The sequence below is a fragment of the Nocardia canadensis genome (assembly GCF_032656385.1).
Classification (GTDB): domain Bacteria; phylum Actinomycetota; class Actinomycetes; order Mycobacteriales; family Mycobacteriaceae; genus Nocardia; species Nocardia canadensis.
In genome coordinates this window covers 246,357-264,962 of sequence record NZ_JAVCWB010000002.1, presented here as the reverse complement: position 1 = coordinate 264,962, position 18,606 = coordinate 246,357, and the positions used below count along the sequence as shown (strand labels likewise).

13 protein-coding genes are annotated in these 18,606 nt (G+C 70.5%); 8 read left to right on the top strand and 5 right to left on the bottom strand.

Annotated elements, in window-relative coordinates; all coding sequences use genetic code 11:
* Window positions 1–69: 69 nt before the first annotated feature.
* Window positions 70–2,415 (bottom strand): ATP-dependent zinc metalloprotease FtsH, encoded by a 2,346-nt coding sequence (ftsH, locus tag Q7X29_RS04450; protein WP_316573367.1) that lies wholly within the window; start codon window positions 2,413–2,415, stop codon window positions 70–72.
* Window positions 2,416–2,691: 276 nt separating this feature from the next.
* On the opposite strand from ftsH, the gene Q7X29_RS04445 reads away from it, so the two are divergent.
* The gene (locus Q7X29_RS04445; RefSeq protein WP_218720743.1) at window positions 2,692–3,627 is read left to right on the top strand and encodes a hypothetical protein; all 936 of its coding nucleotides are present in this window, start codon (window positions 2,692–2,694) and stop codon (window positions 3,625–3,627) included.
* Between the two features lie 78 nt (window positions 3,628–3,705).
* Here the strand turns inward: Q7X29_RS04445 and Q7X29_RS04440 are convergent, their stop codons facing one another.
* On the bottom strand, window positions 3,706–4,554 hold the full coding sequence (locus tag Q7X29_RS04440) for a DUF1266 domain-containing protein (protein ID WP_218720742.1): 849 nt from the start codon (window positions 4,552–4,554) through the stop codon (window positions 3,706–3,708).
* Between the two features lie 97 nt (window positions 4,555–4,651).
* On the opposite strand from Q7X29_RS04440, the gene Q7X29_RS04435 reads away from it, so the two are divergent.
* Complete coding sequence (locus tag Q7X29_RS04435; protein WP_189029638.1) at window positions 4,652–4,924, top strand: DUF2277 domain-containing protein; 273 nt, start codon at window positions 4,652–4,654, stop codon at window positions 4,922–4,924.
* On the opposite strand, the gene Q7X29_RS04430 is transcribed toward Q7X29_RS04435, so the two are convergent.
* Window positions 4,909–6,132, bottom strand: coding sequence for a PucR family transcriptional regulator (locus Q7X29_RS04430; protein WP_316573366.1), 1,224 nt, complete (start codon window positions 6,130–6,132; stop codon window positions 4,909–4,911). The two genes, Q7X29_RS04435 and Q7X29_RS04430, sit on opposite strands and share 16 nt — an antisense overlap.
* Window positions 6,133–6,238: 106 nt before the next feature.
* Here Q7X29_RS04430 and Q7X29_RS04425 point away from each other — a divergent pair, with 106 nt between their 5' ends.
* The 3 genes from Q7X29_RS04425 (at window position 6,239) to Q7X29_RS04415 (ending at window position 9,906) form a co-directional block, all read left to right on the top strand.
* Entirely contained in the window at window positions 6,239–7,801 is a 1,563-nt protein-coding gene (locus Q7X29_RS04425) for an aldehyde dehydrogenase family protein (RefSeq protein ID WP_218720741.1), read from the top strand.
* Window positions 7,798–8,616 (top strand): SDR family oxidoreductase, encoded by an 819-nt coding sequence (locus Q7X29_RS04420; RefSeq protein WP_218720740.1) that lies wholly within the window; start codon window positions 7,798–7,800, stop codon window positions 8,614–8,616. Before Q7X29_RS04425 ends, Q7X29_RS04420 begins: the two co-directional genes overlap by 4 nt.
* Before the next feature lie 393 nt (window positions 8,617–9,009).
* Window positions 9,010–9,906 carry a LysR family transcriptional regulator gene (locus Q7X29_RS04415; protein ID WP_218720739.1) on the top strand — a complete coding sequence of 299 codons (897 nt, stop codon included), beginning with the start codon at window positions 9,010–9,012 and terminating at the stop codon, window positions 9,904–9,906.
* On the opposite strand, the gene Q7X29_RS04410 is transcribed toward Q7X29_RS04415, so the two are convergent.
* The gene (locus Q7X29_RS04410) at window positions 9,903–11,252 is read right to left on the bottom strand and encodes an amidase (protein ID WP_218720738.1); all 1,350 of its coding nucleotides are present in this window, start codon (window positions 11,250–11,252) and stop codon (window positions 9,903–9,905) included. The two genes, Q7X29_RS04415 and Q7X29_RS04410, sit on opposite strands and share 4 nt — an antisense overlap.
* 224 nt (window positions 11,253–11,476) lie before the next feature.
* On the opposite strand from Q7X29_RS04410, the gene Q7X29_RS04405 reads away from it, so the two are divergent.
* The 3 genes from Q7X29_RS04405 to Q7X29_RS04395 are packed head-to-tail and all read left to right on the top strand — an operon-like array spanning window position 11,477 to window position 17,771.
* The gene (locus Q7X29_RS04405) at window positions 11,477–13,882 is read left to right on the top strand and encodes a serine/threonine-protein kinase (protein ID WP_218720737.1); all 2,406 of its coding nucleotides are present in this window, start codon (window positions 11,477–11,479) and stop codon (window positions 13,880–13,882) included.
* A gap of 45 nt (window positions 13,883–13,927) precedes the next feature.
* Window positions 13,928–15,838 (top strand): serine/threonine-protein kinase, encoded by a 1,911-nt coding sequence (locus Q7X29_RS04400; RefSeq protein WP_316573365.1) that lies wholly within the window; start codon window positions 13,928–13,930, stop codon window positions 15,836–15,838.
* Window positions 15,839–15,869: 31 nt separating this feature from the next.
* Complete coding sequence (locus tag Q7X29_RS04395; RefSeq protein WP_316573364.1) at window positions 15,870–17,771, top strand: serine/threonine-protein kinase; 1,902 nt, start codon at window positions 15,870–15,872, stop codon at window positions 17,769–17,771.
* Here the strand turns inward: Q7X29_RS04395 and Q7X29_RS04390 are convergent.
* On the bottom strand, window positions 17,759–18,589 hold the full coding sequence (locus tag Q7X29_RS04390) for an SDR family NAD(P)-dependent oxidoreductase (protein WP_316573363.1): 831 nt from the start codon (window positions 18,587–18,589) through the stop codon (window positions 17,759–17,761). The two genes, Q7X29_RS04395 and Q7X29_RS04390, sit on opposite strands and share 13 nt — an antisense overlap.
* Between the last annotated feature and the right edge of the window lie 17 nt (window positions 18,590–18,606).

Genomic DNA, 18,606 nt, shown 5'->3' with positions numbered 1-18,606 from the left:
CTCCGCACCTCCACATGTCGACGCCGGTGATGGTCCGGCATCCGACGGTCGAGCGTAGTTGGCCGCCGGTCAGCGGCGGCCGTTCGGCCCTTCCCAGTCGTTGTTCTCCGGCTCGGTGCCGGGCTGCTGCGGCGGCGCGACAGGCGGCTCACCCCACGGCTGGAAGCCACCGGCGTGCCGCGGCTGCTCCGGCGGGGCCCAGGCACCGCCCTGGCCCTGCGGAGCCTGCGGCTGCTGCTGCGGCTCGTCGCGCGGCGGCCACCCGGGCGCCGACCAGCCGGCCGGAGCGCCGTAGTCGGGCCGCGAGCCGTGCGTGCCCTGCTGCGGCCGCGGGATCGCCTGGGTCGGCGCGGACGGCAGCGGGTAGCCGCTGGCGGGCGGGGCGGGCTGGCCGTACTGCGGCGGCTGCGCCGGATAGCCGTTGGCGGGTTCCAGCGGAGCACCGGCGGGCACCGGCGCGGGCTGCACCGGCGGCCACGGCTCGCCGCGCTCGGCGGCCAGCTCGCCCGGGGTCTTCACCGGGGGCTTGTCGGACGGAAGACGGTCACCGAAGTCGTTGAACGCGGTGATCCGCGGCCGCTTCTCGACCCCGGCCAGCACCTCTTCGAGATCCTTGCGGTGCAGGGTCTCGCGCTCGAGCAGCGCGGTCGCCAAGGCGTCGAGCTGCTCGCGGTACTCGCTCAGGATGGACCAGGCCTCGGTGTGCGCGGCCTCGATCAGGTTGCGCACCTCCTCGTCGATCTCGCGGGCCACCTCGTGCGAGTAGTCCGACGCGACGCCCATCGAGCGGCCGAGGAACGGGTCGCCCTGCTCCTGGCCGTAGCGGACCGCGCCGAGACGCGCGCTCATGCCGTACTCGGTGACCATGCCGCGCGCGATCTTGGTCGCCTGGTCGATGTCGGAGGACGCGCCGGTCGTCGGCTCGTGGAACACCAGTTCCTCGGCCGCGCGGCCACCCATCGCGAACACCAGCCGGGCGATCATCTCCGAGCGGGTCATCAGGCCCTTGTCGTCCTCGGGCACCGTCATGGCGTGGCCGCCGGTGCGGCCGCGCGCCAGAATGGTGACCTTGTAGACCGGCTCGATGTCAGGCATCGCCCAGGCCGCCAGGGTGTGGCCGCCCTCGTGGTAGGCGGTGATCTTCTTCTCGTGCTCGCTGATGATCCGGCTCTTGCGGCGTGGACCACCGATGACCCGGTCGACCGACTCCTCCAGCGATTCACCGGTGATGACCGAGCCGTGCTCACGCGCGGTGAGCAGCGCGGCCTCGTTGATGACGTTGGCCAGATCGGCGCCGGACATGCCGACGGTGCGCTTGGCCAGACCCTCGAGGTCGGCGTCGGGCGAGATCGGCTTGCCCTGCGAGTGCACCCGCAGGATCGCGCGACGACCGGCCAGGTCGGGGTTGCCGACCGGGATCTGCCGGTCGAAGCGGCCGGGCCGCAGCAGCGCGGGATCGAGGATGTCGGGGCGGTTGGTCGCCGCGATCAGGATGATGCCGGTGCGGTCACCGAAGCCGTCCATCTCGACGAGCAGCTGGTTGAGGGTCTGCTCACGTTCGTCGTGGCCACCGCCGAGGCCGGCGCCGCGCTGGCGGCCGACCGCGTCGATCTCGTCGACGAAGATGATGCAGGGGCTGTTCTGCTTGGCCTGCTCGAACAGGTCGCGCACGCGCGAGGCACCGACACCGACGAACATCTCGACGAAGTCCGAGCCGGAGATGGTGAAGAACGGGACGCCCGCCTCTCCGGCGACGGCGCGCGCGAGCAGCGTCTTACCGGTTCCGGGGGGACCGTAGAGCAGCACGCCCTTCGGGATCTTCGCGCCCAGGGCCTGGTAGCGGGCCGGATTCTGCAGGAAATCCTTGATCTCGTACAGCTCTTCGACGGCCTCGTCGGCGCCGGCGACATCGGCGAACGTGGTCTTGGGCATGTCTTTGGACAGCTGTTTGGCCTTGGACTTGCCGAAGCCCATCATGCCGCCGCGACCACCGCCCTGCATGCGCGACATCACGAAGATGAACAGGCCGACCAGCAGCACCATCGGCACGATGAACAGCAGCAGCTGGGACAGCCAGCTCTCCTGCTTGACCACCGTGTCGTACTTCGCGCCGGACTTCTGCACCGCGTCGAAGATCTGCGCCGACGTCTCACCGCCGCCCGGGTACTTGGCGACGATCTTGGTGTTGTTGTTCGTCGCCTCGTTGCCATTGTTCAGTTCGATGCGGAGCTGCTGCTCCTTGTCATCGATCTGGACGTTCTTGACGTTGGCTTTGTCGTTCAGCTGGCTGAGCGCCACGGAAGTGTCGACGCTCTCCCAGCCGCGCGTGTCATCGCTGAGGAAGCTGAACAGCCAGATCATCAGCATGATGCCCGAGATGATCGCCAAAGTGCGAAACACTGTCTTGCGGTTCATAGAGCGTCGGCCGGACGGCCCAGTCCTTTCCGGTTATTTCTCCGGGTGTGCCTAGCGAAGCGTCGAGATCGGCGGGTTTCGGATGCGGACATGCCACGTTACCGCGTACGGTCTAGTTCGATACATCGCGCAGTTCGGCTGCTGGTGCAGTTGCACTGGTCAACGTTCAGAGCTGGGGAACGGTTCCCGAAAGCTCCGAACGCGTTGTTGCAAGTGGCCACAATCATGTCATGCCCGCCTTATCGTGGGCGACGACACAACTACAGCGCAGGGGGTATGGACATCGTCGAGCTACGAACACCCACAGCGATTCTGCGCCACGGCAGTGGACGTCTCACCGTTCTGCGGCCGGGTACCGATGGCGAACGGGTTCTCGATGTTCCCATCGCCGACCTGCTCAAGGTGCGGCTGAACCGGCGCGCCGACGACGCGGTGGTGATCGAGATCTACCTGCGCTACCCCACCCCGGTGCTCACCGGCGTGCCCGCCGACCGCACCCCGCTACCGGTCCTCATCGCCGAACACGACGTGCCCGCCGCGCTCGGCATCGTCGACCGGATCAACGACCAGATCATGGCCACCCAGCGCATCGACGTCGCGGCGCCGGACCTCACCCCGCCCGCCCCGGAATGGGGCAAGTCGGGGCCGGTCAGGGCCGATGTCGAGCGCGCGGTGCGCCGGATGGCGCCGCGCAAGGAGGCCCGCTCGGCGATCAACGCGCTGCACCGCTACGTCACCCCTGACGAGTACGTGCTCGAGACCGCGATCGCCGTCGCCGCGCCGCCCGCGGGCAACGGCACCGGTCTGCTCGCGGCGACCACCACCCGGCTGCTGTTCATCTCCATCGGCAGCGGCGAACGCTACGCCCACGAGTTGGCCGTGGCCGCGATCCTCGGTGCCCGCACCGTCGACGGCGCGCGCTCGGCGCCCGGCGAGATCGACACCAGGCACGGCGGCTCGGGCATGGACGTCAGCGACGGCAACCGGACGCTGCATTTCGCCGGCGCCGACCGGGCCGACACCGAACGGGTGACCTGCGCGGTCAACTTCGCCGTGCGCAGGCAGGCCGCCGACGGCGCGGCCGGGCCCGCCGACCCGGGCGTCTCCCAGCTCTACGCGGAGTGGGAACTGCTGGTCGAGCGGCATTCGCTCGGCATGGTCGACGACACCCAGTTCCAGCGCTACGGGCGCGGGATCCTGCGCAGTCTGTAACCGGGGACCGCCCTGCCCCGCCCGACCGCGAGGCGGGGCGGGACCTCAGGGGCGCGAACGCGCCGACGTTGCGAGAACTCAGCCCTCGTCGGTGTCGGTTTTCTGTTCGGGCTCGTTCAACTCGATCCGGCGCCACGGGCTGGTCGGGCGGGTCCACAGCCGTAGCAATTCCATCCGGCGGTCGACGCCGCCGTTCTTGAGCTCGGCGAGGTCCTCGGTGGCCTGCCAGTAGGTCCAGCCGGCCAGGTAGGCGTCGCCGAACTGGCGCCAGTTGCGGTAGCGGCGCTGGGCGGGCGCGAGGGCGCGCATGCAGTACTCCCACGCGACATCGGCATCGATGTAGCCGGCGGTGAACGCCATCCGGGCGACCGCGACGACGCGGGCCAGGTCCCAGGCGGAGATGTCGTTGGGCAGCGGGCGGGCCAGGTGGTCGGTGAAACCGATCTTGATGGCCTGGGCCCAGATGTCGTAGTCGCGGACCAGCGCCTCGGGGTTGTCCATGCCGCGGAACGAGCCGACCTGGCGTAGGAAGGCGCGATGACGATCGGCCCGCTCACCGAAGCGGTCGCGTTCGCTGGCGTTGATCGAGGCCATCACCAGCGGATGCACCAGCGCGTAGAGCGGAGCGTGCATGCCATCGAGGAGCTGTTCCATCGACGCGCGCGCCTCGGTGCCGTCGGTGATGCCCCACGCGCCGGTGAGGGTGTCGATGGCGAGTTCGCGGCGATCCCCGAGCGGGTGCTCGCGCTCGGGGCCGAGCAGCATCGCGTCGTGGAAGGCGTCCCAGCGGGTGGAGTAGAAGGCGCCCAGCGCCAGCGCGCGAAGTTCATCGTCGCTCACACCGGCTCCGGACCAGTGGTCTTCCTCGCGGCCGTCCAGTTCCGGGTAGGGAAAGGTGGTCAGCGCTGGTACTCCCCTGGCAGGCATGGGGCCGAGTCTAGTGCGGCGGGTGCCGTCCTGGGCCTAGGAGCGAATCTCCTTTCTTGGCCTGCCGTGACCTGCCACACAGGTCTATGGTTCTGACATGTGTAGAAATATCACCGTCTTGCGTGGTCTGGAGCCTGCCGCCACCGAGCAGGAGATCTACGCTGCCGCCTTGCAATACGTGCGCAAAGTCGGCGGCATCTCCGGGCTGAGCAGCACCACCAAACCCGCGGTCGACAAGGCCGTCGCGGCCATCGCCGCGGCCACCACGACGCTGCTGGCCGAGCTCCCCGATCGCCGGGTCCCCCCGCCCACCGAACCGCCGCTGCGCCGGATCGCGGCCAGGGACGGCGCGGTTCAGGAGACCCCGTAGGCGGCGACGCAGTCCAGCGCCACCTCCAGCGCGAGCGCGCGCTCGGACACCGGGTGTCCGAGAATCTCCTCCACCCGGGCGATCCGGTAGCGCACCGTGTTCTTGTGCACGCCCAACGCGCGCGCGGCTTCCTCCGGGCTGCGCTGTGCGCGCAGATAGGCGTGCAGAGTCGCGCGTAGCCGCGTCGCGACCGGGTCGGCGCCGGTGAGCCCGCGCAGTTCGCGCGCGATCAGCCCGCGCATCGCGGCCGTGTCGATCCCGGCCAGATAGGCGATCTCGACCTCGCGGTAACTGGTGACCGCGCCCGTGCCGTGCTCGGCGACCCGCCGTGCCGCGACGGCCTCCCGATGACTGGCCGCGAAACCGTCGACGTGCGCGCCCGGCATCCCGAACGCCACCCGTACCGGCGCGGGCACCTCGCAGCGCGCGATCCGTTCGGCGATCTCGGCGTCGTCCTCGACCGCCGCCCAGGCCCACAGCCCGCTGGCGCTGGCCGCGACGGTGAGCAGGCCGGTGGCGCCCAGCGTGGCGGCGATCCTGCTCGCGGTGCGGTCGAGCAGGCCGCCGGGTTCCTCGCCGCCCGCGTCGCCGATCCAGAGCAGGAACGCCAGATGACGTTGCGAGAGCCGGTATCCGAGGCCGATCGAGGCCTGGTCGACGTCGACCGCGGTGCCCGCCAGCAGCGCGCGCACCAGTTCGGTGCGGGTATTGAGGGCATCGCGCAGTACCCGTTCGCGCTCGGCCATGAAGGTGCCGGTGAGCTGCTCGATCGACAGCCCCATCCAGGTGGTCGACCGCTCGAACAGGCGCAGCAGGACCGTGCGTTCCAGATCCGGCGGCACCTGTCCCTCGTCGACGGTCTCGGTCATCACCGTGAGGGTCTCGGCCAGGCCGGCCTGATACGCGCGCAGCAGCACCCGGATGTCGAGACCGCGGCGGGCGATCGTCCTGGCCAGGACGTGCGCCTCCTCGGGCAGGATGAGGTCGTCGCTGTCGGTGGCGAGGCCGCTGAGCACGACCCGGGCGTGCGCGCGGGTGCTGGCGGCCAGGTCGCGGCGCAGATCGGGGTCGTCGAGTTCGGGTGAGGCGGCCAGCACGGCCGCGTCGAGCCGGGCGACGATCCGGTCCATGGTCTGCGTGCGCAGCAGATCGAACACGAACTCGGCGAACCAGCCGCGCACCTGTTCGCTGATTTGTTCTCCAGACACCAAAAGACCCGATTTCGTTGACGTGAACGGCCAAGAATCCGCGCTCTCATTGTGCCAGGCTGATAGATGGTGAACTGATTCACACAACGCAGTGGGGAGCACGACAGTGACCGAACTCGACCAGACCGCCGCGGCCGACGCCCAGGTGATCGCGGTACGCAATCCGGCAACCGGCGAGCAGACCGGCTCGGTGCCGATCGTGGCGCCGGACGAAGTGGCGGCCGCGGTCCGGGAACTACGCCTCTACCAGCCCGAATGGGAGGCCATCGGGCCCGAGGGCCGCAAGAAGTGGCTGCTGAAGATGCAGGACTGGCTCATCGACAACACCGAGCACCTGGCCGCGGTCCTGCAATCCGAGACCGCCAAGCCGCGCGTCGACGCGCTCATCGACCCGGCCTTCGCCGTCGACCTCCTCGGCTACTACGCGCGCCGGGCGGGCAAGTTCCTCGCCGACGAGCATCCCTCCCCGCACAGCCCGCTGGCCCGGGTGAAGTCGCTGACCGTCGCCTACCGGCCGTACCCGGTCGTCGGGGTGATCACGCCGTGGAACTTCCCGCTCGCGATGCCCGCGATCGACGTGTTCCCGGCGCTGGCCGCCGGTGCCGCGGTGATCCTCAAGCCGTCGGAGGTGACGCCGCTGTCGGCGGTCGAGCTGGCCCGCGGCTGGGCCGAGATCGGCGCGCCGCCGGTGTTCAAGGTGGTCACCGGCGCGGGCGCGACCGGCGCGGCTGTCGTCGAGAACGCCGACTACATCCAGTTCACCGGCTCCACGGCGACCGGCCGCAAGATCGCGGCCGCCTGCGCGGAGCGGATGGTGCCCTACAGCCTCGAGCTCGGCGGCAAGGACCCGGCCATCGTGCTGGCCGACGCCGACATCGACCGCGCCGCGCACGGCATCGCCTTCGGCGGCATGTTCAACGCCGGACAGGTCTGCATCTCGGTGGAGCGGGTCTACGTCGAGGCGCCGGTCTACGACGAGTTCGTCACCAAGCTGACCGCCGCCGTCGCCGCCCTGCGCCAGGGCGAGGACGGGCGGGAATCGAACAACGACGTGGGCGCGCTGGCCAACGAGAACCAGGTGCGGATCGTGCAGCGCCACGTCGACGAGGCGATCGCGGCGGGCGCGCGGGCGACCACCGGCGGCAAGCGCACCGGGGTCGGCACCTTCTTCGAGCCGACCGTGCTCGTCGACGTCGACCATTCGATGTCGTGCGTGGCCGAGGAGACCTTCGGCCCGACGCTGCCGGTGATGAAGGTGGCCGACGAGGCCGAGGCGATCCGGCTGGCCAACGATTCCAGCTACGGCCTGTCGGCGTCGGTGTGGACCGGTGACAAGGCGCGCGGCGAACGCGTGGCCCGGCAGCTGAACGCGGGCGCGGTCAATATCAACGACGTGTTCTCGAACCTGTTCAACCCGGCGATGCCGATGGGCGGCTGGGGTCTGTCCGGTGTCGGCGCGCGCTGGGGCGGGGCGGCGGGAGTGCGCAAGTACTGCCGCGCGCAGGCGATGACCAAGCCGAAGCTGCCGACCATGAGCAAAGAGCTGTTCTGGTACCCGTACGACATGAACAAGCTCGTCGTCATGGTGAGTGCGATGCGGGTCGCCGGTGCGCGCGGCCTGCGCCGGATCGACCTGCCCGCGGTGTGGCGACTCAAGAGCGGCAAATGAGCACGGCGGTCCGCGATCTCGTCGTCGTGATCACCGGCGGCGCCCGCGGCATCGGACTCGCCACGGCCACACGGCTGCGCGAGCACGGCGCGCGGGTGGCGATCGGTGACATCGACGAGGCGGCGGTGAAGGCGGCGGGCGATTTCGCGCTGTCGGGCGCCCTCGACGTGACCGATCCGGTCTCGTTCGAGGCCTTCCTCGACGAGGTGGAGCGCACCGTCGGCCCGATCGACGTGCTGATCAACAACGCGGGCATCATGCCGACGGGCCTGCTCGTCGACGAGCCCGACCGGGTGACCCGCCGGATTCTCGAGATCAACGTCTACGGCGTGATCCTCGGTTCCAAGCTGGGCCTGGCGCGGATGCTGCCGCGTGGGCGCGGGCACGTCATCAACATCGCCTCGCTGGCCGGCGAGACCCACATCCCCGGGCTGGCGACCTACAACGCCAGCAAGCACGCGGTGCTCGGCTTCACCGACACCCTGCGCGAGGAGTATCGCGGGTCGGGTCTGCGCTTCTCGGCGGTGCTGCCGACGCTGACGAAGACCGAGCTGGGCGCCGGGGTGCAGACCAACTGGTTGTTGCAGCCGGCCGAACCGGACCAGATCGCCGCGGCGATCGAGGGGTTGATCGGGTCGCCGCGGTCCAAGGTGCGGGTGTCGGCGTTCGCGGGGTATCTGTCCCGGTTCGTGAACCTGCTGCCCGAGGCGGTCGGCGACGCGCTCGGCCGGGCGCTGGGGTCGAGCACGGTCTTCCTCGGCGATGTCGACACGGCGGCGCGGCGGGCCTACGAGGAGCGTGCTCGCGAGAGCTGAGTGGCCGCCATCCGGCCGCCCGCGCACGGGTCGCGGCGGCCGGATTCCACACACCGAAACCTGTTTGTGACGAAACTCACTGCGCGCCAGGCTTTCCTGCGCGGACAGTGGTCAGCGGTCTGTTTTCCCGCTCGCCGCGACCGCTCCGGCGCACGCCACAGCGCGCCGGTTCGTGTGAGTCCCGACGCATTTTCGCTGGTCAACCGCCCAGCAAACCCGCGCCGGCCGAGCACGGCCGGTCGATCGCACACAAATGACGTCTCAATGATGCAGCGCACCATGTCAGGCCATATGCTGTGCGATACCAACCTGGTGACTGTTTTGATCCACCTACGCGAACTTCCTTGCCCGTTTTGGCTGGAATTTCCCGACCGATTCTGATAGCAAGGTGCTATGGACCCGCATTTGCGCGATCTGCGGTATTTCGTCGCCGTCGCTGAGGAACTGCATTTCACCAACGCCGCTCAGCGGCTGCACATCGCTCAGCCGACGCTCTCACGCCAGATCCGCCAGCTCGAACGCCAGCTCGACGTGGTCCTGTTCGACCGCAACCAGCGCAGTGTCGCCCTGACCGTCGCCGGTAAGGAACTCCTCGAAGGCGCACGCAAGATCCTGGAGCTGTGGGAGGTGACCAACGTCTCCCTGCAGGAAGCCGGTGAAGTACTGCGCGTTGGCATCCAGTCCGCCCTCGGCCGGGGCCTGCTCAACGACCTGGAGAGCGCCAGCGGCCACCGCTTGGCCCTGCACGCCGCCTCCTGGAACGACCCGTCCAGTGGCCTGGCGGGCCGCCAGGCCGACCTGGCCCTGGTGTGGCTGCCGCTGCCCGACCCCAATCGCTACCGCTGGCAGGTGCTGCGCACCGAGCCACGCTGGGTGCTGCTGCCCGAGAACCACCCGCTCGCCGAGCAGGAGACGATCGAGTTCGCCGATCTGCTCGACGAGCCGTTCGTCGCCCTGCCGACCGAGGCGGGCGCGGTCCGTGACTTCTGGCTCGGCAACGACGCCCGCGGCGGCCGCGCCGCCAAGATCGGCGCCGAGGCTGCCACCCCCGAGGACAAGCTCGAGGCCGTGAGCCTGGGCCTGGGCGTGTGCCTGCTCGCGGAGAACAACGTGCCGATGTACCGCTGGCCCGGTCTGACCGCGCGTCCGGTCGCCGGACTCACCCCGTGTGAGCTGGCGGTGGCGTGGCGCGCCGACGACACCAGGCCCACCATCCTGGAATTCGCCGGTCGCGCCGTCGACGGCGGGTTCTCCGAACCGCAGCCGCAGCCGCAGCCGATCGCGGTCTAGTTCGACAGTTCCAGTTGGGCGGCGAGGCCGAGCAAGGTGGCCTCGCTGCCCGGCGGACCGGCCAGCTGCGCCGCGAGCGGGGTGTGCGCCTCGGGATGGGTGCCCATCGGCACCGACGCGGCGGGCCAGCCGACCAGATTCCAGATGCCGGTGAACGGCGCGTAGCGCACCGAGCCGAGGACATTCGCGGTCCAGCCGCGCCCACTCCACTGTTTGGCCTTGGGCGGCGGCGCCGCGAGCGTGGGGGTGATCACCACGTCGAAGTTCTCGAAGAAGTCGACCAGCCTCGCCTCGGTCCGGTCGACCTGGTCCGGGCGCACCAACCGCAGCCGCCGGATCAGCCTGCCCACCGCGAGATGCCGCTTCGTACGGCGTTGCAGCAGGTCGGGGTGCGGAAGCCGGGCGGCATCGCCCAGGCCGACGCTGGGCCAGCGCAGCAGCATCATCAGCGCCGCGTCGCCGTAGGGCAGCTCGACCGGTTCCACCAGGTGACCGGCCGCCGCCGCGCGCGCACCCGCCGTGCGCGCTGCCGCCGTCCAGTGTCGATCCACCCGGACCAGTCGCGACGGCGGTGCCACGGCAAGTCCGATGCGTAGTCGCTGGGGCGCGCGTAGCTCGGCCAGATCCGATCGGCCCGCCAGCACCGACAGCGCCAGCGCCGCGTCCGACACGGTCGTCGCGAGCACCCCGTTCTCGGCCATGCCGCCCCAGGAGTCGACGCCGATCTCGGCGGGCACCACCTGTCGACCCGGCTTGATCCCGAAGACACCGCACGCCGCGGCGGGCACCCGGATCGAACCGAGGCCGTCGTTGCCGTGCGCGATCGGCACGAGTCCGGCGGCGACCGCGGCGGCCGCCCCGCCCGAGGACCCACCGGCGGACCGGCCGACATCGCGCGGATTGCGGGTGACGGTCCCGTCCTCGTCGGTCGTCGCCCACAGCCCGAGTTCGGGCATCGCGGTCACCCCGACGACGATCGCGCCCGCGGCGCGCAGCCGGGCCACCACCGGATGATCGGCCGACGCCGGTTCCGCCGCGGTCGCGGCGGAACCGGTCCTGGTCGGCACCCCGGTGACCTCGATGTTCTGCTTCACCGCGACCGGCACGCCGGCCAACGGCAGCTCGTCCAGTTCGTCGCGGTCGGTCAGCTCACGCGCCTCCGCGAGTGCCTGTTCGGCGCGCACGACGGTGAACGCGTTGATCTTGCGATTCTCCGAGGAAATACGGGTCAGTGCCTCGGTCACCACGTCGGTGGGCGTGATCGTGCCCGCGCGTACCCGGGCAGCCAGCGCCGCAGCCGGGCCGCCGATGGGGTATTCGTCGGCGGGGGGGCGGGAAGAGTTCATCGCCACCTCAGCGTCCGTCACGCCGTCGTCGTCGACGGACTCCCATGCTACCGCTGTGAGGTCATCGTGCATGTGCGGATTCGCCCCCGTCGCATGGTCGTCGAAATTCGGGTGATCTGCTCTCGAGGCGCAAAGTATCATTCGGGTACGGCTCGGGGGCCGATGGTGTCGGGTGTGGCGGAAGGAATTTCGCTCCGATCCGCGCGAACCTTAGGTCGGTTTGGATGAGCGATAACACCGGAAGCGGTGACGGGCCCGACACGAGCGCCGGTCCGGCAACGAACGTGCGCGCGGACATGGTCGAGGCGTTCGCCGCGGCATGGGGATCGACCGGCCGGCCGCCCGACATCTCCGAGTTCCTGCCCGACGCGATGACCCTGCGCAGGCAGGCACTGCACGCGCTGATCCGCGTCGATCTGCGGCACCGGTGGCTGCAGCACGCCGGCGAGACCGTCGCTCGCAAGCGCCTGGCCGACTACTGCGCGGAGTTCCCCGAACTCGCGCGCACGACCCTGCCCGCCGGGCTGGTCTTCGAGGAATTCGTCATTCGCAGACACAGCGGCGAACGCGTCGACCCCCGCGACTGCCTGCGCGAATATCCGGATCAGGCGCCGAGTCTGCGTGGTCTGCTCAACACCGATGAGCTCGAGCAGAGCACCCACCGCACCGACGATCCCGACCCGACGGTGAACCAACCGCCCGCGTCGCGTCGTACTACCCAGGTGACCACGCCCGAGCTCGATCTCACCGCGACAGCGACCGCTGCGGCCACCGCCGCGGCGACCGCCGACGCGTCGGGACCCGGCCGGTTCGAGCCGCTGGACCGGATCGAGATCGGCCAGCGGATCGGTGATTTCGAGCTGCTGACCGGGCTCGGTGCCGGCGCGTTCGCGCGGGTCTTCCTGGCCAGGCAGACCTCGATGCAGCGGCTGGTCGCGGTGAAGATCTCCGCCGACCGCGGCACCGAACCGCAGACCCTGGCCCAGCTCGACCACGACTACATCGTGCGCGTGTTCGACCAGCAGCTGCTCGACACCGACTCGGCGCCGTCCGCGGCCCGCCGCCTGCGGCTGCTCTACATGCAGTTCCTGCCCGGCGGCACGCTGCTCGGCCTGCTGCGCTGGGTCCGCGCGACCCCACCCGAGGAGCGCAGCGGCAAGCTGCTGCTCGACGCGGTGGACACGGCGATGGAGGAGAAGGGCGAGATCCGCCCCACCGACTCGAGCGTGCGCACCGAACTGGCCGACCTGACCTGGCCCGAGACCGTGGCCTGGCTGGGCAGGCGGCTGGCCGAAGCCCTCGACTACGCGGCCGCGCACGGCGTGCTGCACCGCGATGTCAAGCCCGCCAACGTCCTGCTCACCGCCGAGGGCGTGCCCAAACTCGCCGACTTCAACATCAGCTTCAGCCGCACCGTCGCGGGCACCAGCCCGGTGTCGTATTTCGGCGGCTCGCTGTCGTACATGTCGCCCGAACAGCTCGAGGCCTGCCATCCCGGGCTCGGCCGCAGCGCCGCCGACCTCGACACCCGCGCCGACATCTACTCCCTCGGCGTCGTGCTCTGGGAACTGCTGACCGGCGCGAAGCCCTTCGACGACAGCACCGCCGAGGCCGCGGGCGGCGGCGACGAGACCACCCTCGAGGCCATGCTGGAACGCCGCACCGGCGGCGTCGACGCGGCCGCGCTGGACCGGGTGCCCGCGAACTGCCCGGCCGCCCTGCGCCGGGTCCTGCTGACCTGCCTGGAACCCGACCGCTCCCGCCGCTGGCCCGACGGCGCGGTGCTGGCCAAGCAGTTCGACCTGTGCCTGGACGAGCGTGCCCGCGACCTGGTCGACCCGCCGCCGAAGAGCTGGCGGATGATGCTGCGCCGGTTGCCGCTGCTGGTGATGGTGATCGCCATCGGCATCCCGAACGCGCTGGCGTCCTGGTACAACATCGTGCACAACCAGACGCTGGTGGTGAGCAGGCTCAGTGAGACCGCGCAGCAATCGTTCGTGGTGATCACCGCCGGGGTGAACCTCGTGTTCTTCCCCGCGGGCACCGTCCTGCTCATCTACCTGGCCCGATTCGTCCTGTCGGTGCCGCGGGGCATGCGCCACGGCAAGCGCTACGACCCGGCGACGCTACGCCGCACCAGACACGACACCCTGCGCCTGGGCGACCGCGCGGTGGTCGTCGCGTTCTCGCTGTGGGCCCTGTCCGGCATCACCTTCCCGATCGCCCTGCGCCTGGCCTCGGGCGATGTGCCCGCGCACGCGGTCATCCACTTCCTGGCCTCGCTGCTGGTCTGCGGTGCGATCGCGGTCGCCTACCCGTTCTTCCTGGTGACCTTCTACCTGGTCCGCTGCATCTACCCGATCTTCCTGCGGCACGGCGAGATCAGCACCGACGACGCCATCTGGCTGCGCGCGCTCAGCCGTCGGTGCACCTGGTACCTGGCGGTCGCCGCGTCGGTCCCCCTGCTGGCGGTGGCGGGCGTGACCTTCCTGCCGCCCACCGACATCACCCAGGTGATCGTGGCGGTCCGGGTGTTGTGCGTCGGCGGCATCGTCGCCTTCGTCGGCTCCTACCTGCTGTTCCGTCAGCTCGAGGCCGACCTGGCCGCGCTGGAGCGGGTCGTGAGCTGACCGCCGGGATGAACCCTGCGGATGCCCGCGGCCGTACCACCCGTAGTGAGCTCCACACGCACGACCGAGGCGACCCGGCCCGCGCTCGAGACCGCGTACCCGGCCGACCGACGTGGGCTCGACCGGATCGAGGTCGGCGCGCGGATCGGTGACTTCGAGCTGCTCACCGAGCTCGGCACGGGCGCGTTCGCTCGCGTCTTCCTGGCCCGGCAGCGATCGATGCAGCGGCTGGTCGCGGTGAAGATCTCCGCCGACACCGGCAGCGAGCCACAGACGCTGGCCCAGCTCGACCACGACTACATCGTGCGCGTGTTCGACCAGCAGATTCTCGACGATCCCACCGACGGCTCGCCCCGGCTGCGCATGCTCTACATGCAGTTCCTGCCCGGCGGCACCCTGCTCGACGTGCTGCGCTGGGTCCGCGCGACGCCACCCGCCCAGCGCACGAGCGCCCTGCTGCTCGACGCGGTCGACGCCGCCATGAAGGAGAAGGGCGAGATCCGCCCGACCGACTCGGCCGTGCGCACCGAGATCGCCGGCCTGAGCTGGCCGGAAACGGTCGCCTGGCTGGGCAGCCGGTTGGCGTCGGCTTTGCGGCACGCCTCGGCCAACGGCGTCCTGCACCGCGACGTGAAACCGGCGAATGTGCTGCTCACCGCCGAGGGCGTGCCCAAACTCGCCGACTTCAACATCAGCTTCAGCCGCTCGACCGACACCAGTCCGGTCTCGTATTTCGGCGGCTCACTGGCCTACATGTCGCCGGAACAGCTCGAGGCGTGTCATCCCGGCTACGACCGCACCGCCGCCGACCTCGACACCCGCGCCGACATCTACTCCCTCGGCGTGCTGCTGTGGGAACTGCTCACCGGCGCCAAACCCTTCGACGACACCACCGTCCCCGACGACGACCTACGCCCGGAGATCGCCTTGGACGCCGCCCTGGAGCGCCGGGCCGGAGGCGCCACCGCGGCGGCCGTCGACCAGGTCCCCGCCGACTGCCCCGCCGCCCTGCGCCGCATCCTGCTGACCTGCCTGTCCCCCGACCGCGCCGAGCGGTGGGCCGACGGTGCGATCCTGGCCGCCCAATTCGACCTGTGCCTGGATCAGCACGCGCGCGGCCTCGTCGACCCGCCACCGAACAGCTGGCGAATCCGACTGCGGCCGTTCCTGTTTCCCCTCCTGGCGCTGTCGATCGCGATCCCGAACGTGCTGGCCGCCTACTACCAGCGACAGCTGAACACGACCCTGATCCACAGCAGGCTCGACCCCGCCACCCGCGCCACTCAGCGCGACGTCGCCGACCTCACCAACCTGATCTTCTTCTCGGCGGGCGGCGCCACGCTGATCTATCTGGGGCGCCGACTGCTGACCATCCCGCACCGGCTGCGCACCGGACGGCACTGTCCGCCCCGGGCTCTCGAACTGGCCAGACAGGACTGTCTGCGACTCGGCCATCTGGCCATCGCGGTGGTGTTCGTGCTGTGGGTCGCGGCGGGGGTGATCTACGCGATCACCATCGGCGTCGCGGACGGCGACCTGCCGGTCCGCACCGCGGTGCACCTGCTGCTGGTGTCCGCGATCTGCGCCGCCGTGGCGATGACGTACCCGTTCTTCCTGATCACGCTGTACCTGCTGCGCTGCGTCTATCCGATGTTCCTGCACCACGGCCAGGACTTCCGCGACGACGGCGGCTCGCTGACGGCACTGGCCGCCCGGTGCCGTCGGTACCTGGTGGTCGCGGCGTCGATTCCGCTGCTGGTCGTCGCCAGCGCGACATTCCTGCCGGTCCCGGATCTGCTGACCACGCTCACCCCGCTGCGCACGATCTGCGTGGGCGGGATGATCGGTTTCGTCGGCTCCTATGTGCTGTTCCGGATCATCGAATCCGATATCCGCGCGCTGCTGCGGGTGACCGGGTCCGGCTACCCCCGCGCGGGTCCGCCGAGATCGCGATGAACCACCCAACGGTCGCGTCCGTACCCCCGGCGTGAGCTCCACACGCACCGTCGAGGCGACCCGACCCGCGCTCGACCGCACCGGCGCGGCGCATCCGACCGATCGGCGCGGACTCGACCGGATCGCGGTCGGCACCAGGATCGGCGATTTCGACCTGCTCACCGAGCTCGGGTCCGGCGCGTTCGCTCGCGTCTTCCTGGCCCGGCAGCGATCGATGCAGCGGCTGGTCGCGGTGAAGATCTCCGCCGACACCGGCAGCGAGCCACAGACGCTGGCCCAGCTCGACCACGACTACATCGTGCGCGTGTTCGACCAGCAGGTGCTCGACGCGCCCGCTGACGGCTCACCGCGATTGCGGCTGCTGTACATGCAGTTCCTGCCCGGCGGCACCCTGCTCGGGGTGCTGCGCTGGGTCCGCGCGACCCCGCCGGCCGAGCGCACGAGCGCCCTGCTGCTCGACGCCGTCGACACGGCGATGGAGGAGAAGGGCGAGATCCGCCCCACCGACTCGGCCGTGCGCACCGAGATCGCCGGCCTGAGCTGGCCGGAAACGGTCGCCTGGCTGGGCAGCAGGCTGGCCGCCGCCCTGCGACACGCGACGGGCAACGGCGTCCTGCACCGCGACGTGAAACCGGCCAACGTCCTGCTCACCGCCGAGGGCATCCCCAAGCTCGCCGACTTCAACATCAGCTTCAGTCGCTCGACCGACACCGACCCGGTGTCCTACTTCGGCGGCTCACTGGCCTACATGTCCCCCGAACAGCTCGAAGCCTGCCACCCCGGCTACGACCGCACCGCCGCCGACCTCGACACCCGCGCCGACATCTACTCCCTCGGCGTGCTGCTGTGGGAACTGCTCACCGGCGCCAAACCCTTCGACGACACCACCGTCCCGCTCGACGAGCTGCGCCCGGAGATCGCCCTGGACGCCGCCCTGGAACGTCGCGACGACGGCGTCACCGCCGCCGCGCTCGCGCAGGTGCCCGCCGACTGCCCCGCCGCGCTGCGCCGGGTCCTGCTGACCTGCCTGGCCGCCGACCGCGCGGATCGCTGGCCCGACGGCGGTGTCCTCGCCGCGCAGTTCGACCTCTGTCTGGACCCGCGCGCCCGCGACCTCGTCGACCCGCCGCCGACCTGCCTGCGCGCCCGGCTGCGCCCGTACCTGTTTCCCATCCTGGCGCTGTCGATCGCGCTCCCCAACCTGCTGGCCGCGCTCTACAACGCCCGGCTGAACACCGCGCTGATCGTCGACCGGCTCGACCCCGGCACCAGGTCGACCCTGCTGACGGTCGCGGGCGTGACGAACGTGCTCTTCTTCTCGATGGGCGCCGTGACGCTGATCTACCTGGCCCGGCGGCTGTTGATCGTGCCCCGGCGATTACGGGCGGGCCTGCGGTGCTCGCCGGGCGCGCTCGACCGCGCCCGGCGCGACTGCCTGCAATTCGGCAATCAGGCCGTCGCGGTGGCGGTCGTTCTGTGGCTGTCGGCGGCCGTCGTCTTCGCCGTCACGATCGCGCTGACGGGCAACGGCCTGACCGTGCGCACGGCGGTGCACTTCCTCATCGCGGCGGCGATCAGCGCGGCCATCGCGATGACCTACCCGTTCTTCCTGATCACGCTCTATCTCACGCGCTGCGTCTACCCGCTGTTCGTGCACCACGGACAGGACTTCCGCGCCGACGGCGCGGCGCTGACGGGGCTGGTCGGGCACTGTCACCGCTATCTCATGACGGCCGCGTCGATTCCCCTGCTCGCGATCGCGAGCGCGACCTTCCTGCCGATACCCGATCTGTTGTCGACCACCACCCTGCTCCGCGCCATCTGTGTGGGCGGGGCGTTGGGCTTCGCCGGCTGCTACGTGCTGTTCCGCGCCATCGAGGGCGATATCCGCGCGCTGCTGCGGGTGGTCGGCACCCGGCCTCAGCCCGCCTGACGGCTCAACTCCTCCCACTTCGCGAGTTCGGCCGTGCGGGCCGCGCCGAGGTCGGCGACCATGTCGAAGGCCGCGTCGCCCAGGACGATCCGCTTCGGCGGCGCGTCCATGTCCACCAGGCGGATGACGACGGCCGCGGCCGCGCCCGGGTCGGCGTCCTTCGACTCGCTCCACATCTCCTCGAGCCAGGCGCGGACCGGGGCGTAGGCCGGGTGCTGGTCGGTCATGGTGAGCCCGGTGGTGAACAAACCGGTCTCGTAGCCGCCGGGCTGCACGATGGTGACGGCGATGCCGAACCGTTCCACCTCCATGGCCAGCGCCTCGCTCATCGCGTCGAGGGCCGCCTTGCCCGCGCTGTAGACGCCGGTCGCCGCGAAGCCGCCCGCCGACCCCATCGAGGACACCTGGAGGATGTGGCCGGACCCCTGCTCGCGCAGCAGCGGCACCACGGCCTGGCTCACCCACAACGCGCCGAAGAAGTTGACGTCCAGATGGTCGCGGGCCTGCTGCTCGGTGAGTTCCTCGAGCATGCCGAGCACCACGCCGCCCGCGTTGTTGACGACCACGTCGAGCCGGCCGAACGCGTCGAACGCCCGCCGCACGCCGGCGAAGACGGCCGCGCGATCGGCGACGTCGAGCGCGAAGGTGACCAGTCGCCCGTCGGCGGCGGCGACCAGGTCGGCCAGCGGCGTGACATCACGGGCGACGCCGACGACCCGATCACCGGCGGCGAGGGCGGCCTCGGCGAAGGCCCGGCCGAGTCCTCGCGAGGCGCCGGTGATGAACCAGGTGCGGGCTTCGTTGTCTGCGCGGGTCATGCGAGCCTCCTTCAAAT

Excerpts from the sequence above, each read along its gene's own strand:
- ftsH (WP_316573367.1), bottom strand. The coding sequence starts at position 2,415 with ATGAACCGCAAGACAGTGTTTCGCACTTTGGCGATCATCTCGGGCATC.
- Q7X29_RS04445 (WP_218720743.1), top strand. The coding sequence starts at position 2,692 with ATGGACATCGTCGAGCTACGAACACCCACAGCGATTCTGCGCCACGGC.
- Q7X29_RS04440 (WP_218720742.1), bottom strand. The coding sequence starts at position 4,554 with ATGCCTGCCAGGGGAGTACCAGCGCTGACCACCTTTCCCTACCCGGAA.
- Q7X29_RS04435 (WP_189029638.1), top strand. The coding sequence starts at position 4,652 with ATGTGTAGAAATATCACCGTCTTGCGTGGTCTGGAGCCTGCCGCCACC.
- Q7X29_RS04420 (WP_218720740.1), top strand. The coding sequence starts at position 7,798 with ATGAGCACGGCGGTCCGCGATCTCGTCGTCGTGATCACCGGCGGCGCC.
- Q7X29_RS04415 (WP_218720739.1), top strand. The coding sequence starts at position 9,010 with ATGGACCCGCATTTGCGCGATCTGCGGTATTTCGTCGCCGTCGCTGAG.
- Q7X29_RS04410 (WP_218720738.1), bottom strand. The coding sequence starts at position 11,252 with ATGAACTCTTCCCGCCCCCCCGCCGACGAATACCCCATCGGCGGCCCG.
- Q7X29_RS04405 (WP_218720737.1), top strand. The coding sequence starts at position 11,477 with ATGAGCGATAACACCGGAAGCGGTGACGGGCCCGACACGAGCGCCGGT.
- Q7X29_RS04390 (WP_316573363.1), bottom strand. The coding sequence starts at position 18,589 with ATGACCCGCGCAGACAACGAAGCCCGCACCTGGTTCATCACCGGCGCC.